This window comes from Brevibacterium sp. AGC70 (assembly GCF_057334195.1).
In genome coordinates, this window is record NZ_JBHFIH010000001.1 from 193,940 (window position 1) to 196,112 (window position 2,173).

General features: G+C 61.5%; 3 protein-coding genes. All 3 read right to left on the reverse strand.

Going from position 1 to position 2,173, the window contains the following annotated elements:
- Positions 1-76: 76 nt before the first annotated feature.
- Positions 77-418 carry a 50S ribosomal protein L19 gene (gene rplS, locus ACE03M_RS00830; protein WP_143922493.1) on the reverse strand — a complete coding sequence of 114 codons (342 nt, stop codon included), beginning with the start codon at positions 416-418 and terminating at the stop codon, positions 77-79.
- A gap of 175 nt (positions 419-593) precedes the next feature.
- Entirely contained in the window at positions 594-1,421 is an 828-nt protein-coding gene (gene trmD / locus ACE03M_RS00835) for a tRNA (guanosine(37)-N1)-methyltransferase TrmD (protein ID WP_485932213.1), read from the reverse strand.
- 8 nt (positions 1,422-1,429) lie between these two features.
- Positions 1,430-1,930, reverse strand: coding sequence for a ribosome maturation factor RimM (gene rimM / locus ACE03M_RS00840; protein ID WP_143922491.1), 501 nt, complete (start codon positions 1,928-1,930; stop codon positions 1,430-1,432).
- Positions 1,931-2,173 lie beyond the last annotated feature (243 nt).

The following is a 2,173-nucleotide window of genomic DNA, read 5'->3' on the forward strand; positions in this document are numbered from 1 at the left end:
CCCCCCCCCCCCCCCCCCCCCCCTCTTCTCGGTTATTCGGCACCGCGTGATCATTGCCCACAGTGCCAGGCAATAATCAGGCCTTTTCGCGGATGCGTGCAGCCTTGCCGCGCAGTTCGCGCAGGTAGTACAGCTTGGCGCGACGAACGTCACCGCGGGCAAGGACTTCGAGCTTCTCGACGATGGGCGAGTGCACTGGGAAGGTGCGCTCGACTCCGACGCCGAAGCTGATCTTACGAGCGGTGAAGGTCTCGCGGATTCCGTCGCCCTGGCGACGGATGACGATTCCCTTGAACACCTGGATACGCGAACGCGATCCTTCGATCACGCGCACGTGAACGTTGAGGGTATCGCCTGGGCGGAACTCAGGAACGTCAGACTTCAACGAGGCTGCATCAACAACATCAAGCTTCTGCATTGTGTTTCTCCATGTGTCCCCAGCTTCAGGTCGAGGACACGCATATCGGACCGGTTGAACCGGTGATTGGATCGTCTGTCGGGATCACTCCCCGAGATTCTCCGATGCTGACATCTGAGAACGGTCTTGGGCATCCATCCCCCTGAAGCAGGTGAATGCCAACAAACGCGACGACCTATTCTTTCACGGAATCATCCCCGGACTCAAACCGTTCCAGAACGGCGCGATCATGCTTGTCGAGACCGTCGAGTCCGGCCAGCAGATCCGGCCTGACGTCGGCTGTGCGTTCGAGTCTGCGGTCTCTGCGCCACCGTGCGATCGCGCCGTGGTTTCCGCTGAGCAGGATCTCGGGCACGTCCCGGTCTCTCCAGCTGGCGGGCTTCGTGTAGATCGGGTACTCGAGGAGTCCGTCCTCATGGCTTTCCTCTGTCAGCGACTCGGGGTTGCCGATGACTCCGGGGATGAGGCGGCTGACTGCCTCGATCATCACCATTGAGGCGACCTCTCCCCCGTTGAGCACATAGTCCCCGATGCTCATGGGGCGAAGATCGAAATGTTCGCCCGACCAGTCGATGACTCGCTGGTCGATCCCCTCATAACGTCCGCACGCGAACACGAGGTGGTCGGCAACGGAGAGTTCCTCTGCGATGCGCTGGTTGAACACTGGGCCGGCCGGGCTGGGCACGATGAGGATCGGCCTGCCCGCTGCGGCGGGTTCTTCGTCACCGGTGTCTGCACCGACCGTCTGCTCGACGCTGGCTGCCCCAGGAGATTCCCCGCCGAGGATGTGCTCGAGTGCCAGCGCCCACGGCTCGGCCTTCATCACCATTCCGGCACCCCCTCCGTACGGTGAGTCATCGACGGTGCTGTGCCGGTCGAAGGTGAAGTCACGCAGGTCGTGCACGTTCAAGTCGAGCACCCCCTGATCCACGGCCTTGCCGATGAGGGAGAGCTGAAGCCCGGCGAGATACTCCGGGAAGATGGAGACGACGTCGATCTTCATGGCTGGACTCACGAGGCGTCGAAGAGACCAGCCGGAGGCGTGACTCTGACCCATCCGCCTTCAACATCGACCTCGGGGACGATCTCAGTGACGAAGGGAATGAGCGCCTGGTGTCCGTCGATGTGCTTCATATGGAGCAGGTCCTGTGCGGTGCCGTTGGTGACGTCGACGATCTCCCCGACCTGTGTCTCACCTTCGAGGACGCGAAGTCCGATGAGGTCTTCGAGGTACCAGGCGTCATCCTCGACCTCGTCCTCGACCTGATCGCTGAGGATGAGGGTGTTGCGGATCTCCTCCGCCCGATTCCGATCGGGGACTTCGTCGAAACTCAGCAGCAGACGGTCCCGGTGCCACCTCGCCGACGTCAGAGTCAGCTCACCGATATCGGGATCGGTGGAGTAGGTCTGACCGGGGACGAATCGCTCATCCGGTCGGTCGGTGCGCACCTCGACGGTGAATTCGCCTTTGATGCCGTGCGGTTTGCCCAACCGGGCGATCACCGTGTCCATACTGCTCCTCGTGTCCATGAAAGCGCTCATTCATGAAAGCGCTCAGATTCGTGCGTGTGAAGATTCGTGCGTGTGAAGATGCGTGACCGCAGCGATGCCGCTACGCAGTCACTTCCAGCACACAGTTTAGTCCGCTGGCTTCGTCATATTAGTCCGCTGGCTTCGTCATATCTGCGCCGCATCCGGATTGCAGCGAGCATCGTCGCCGACAGCAGTGCGGTGAATACAGGAAAGGGGGGGGGG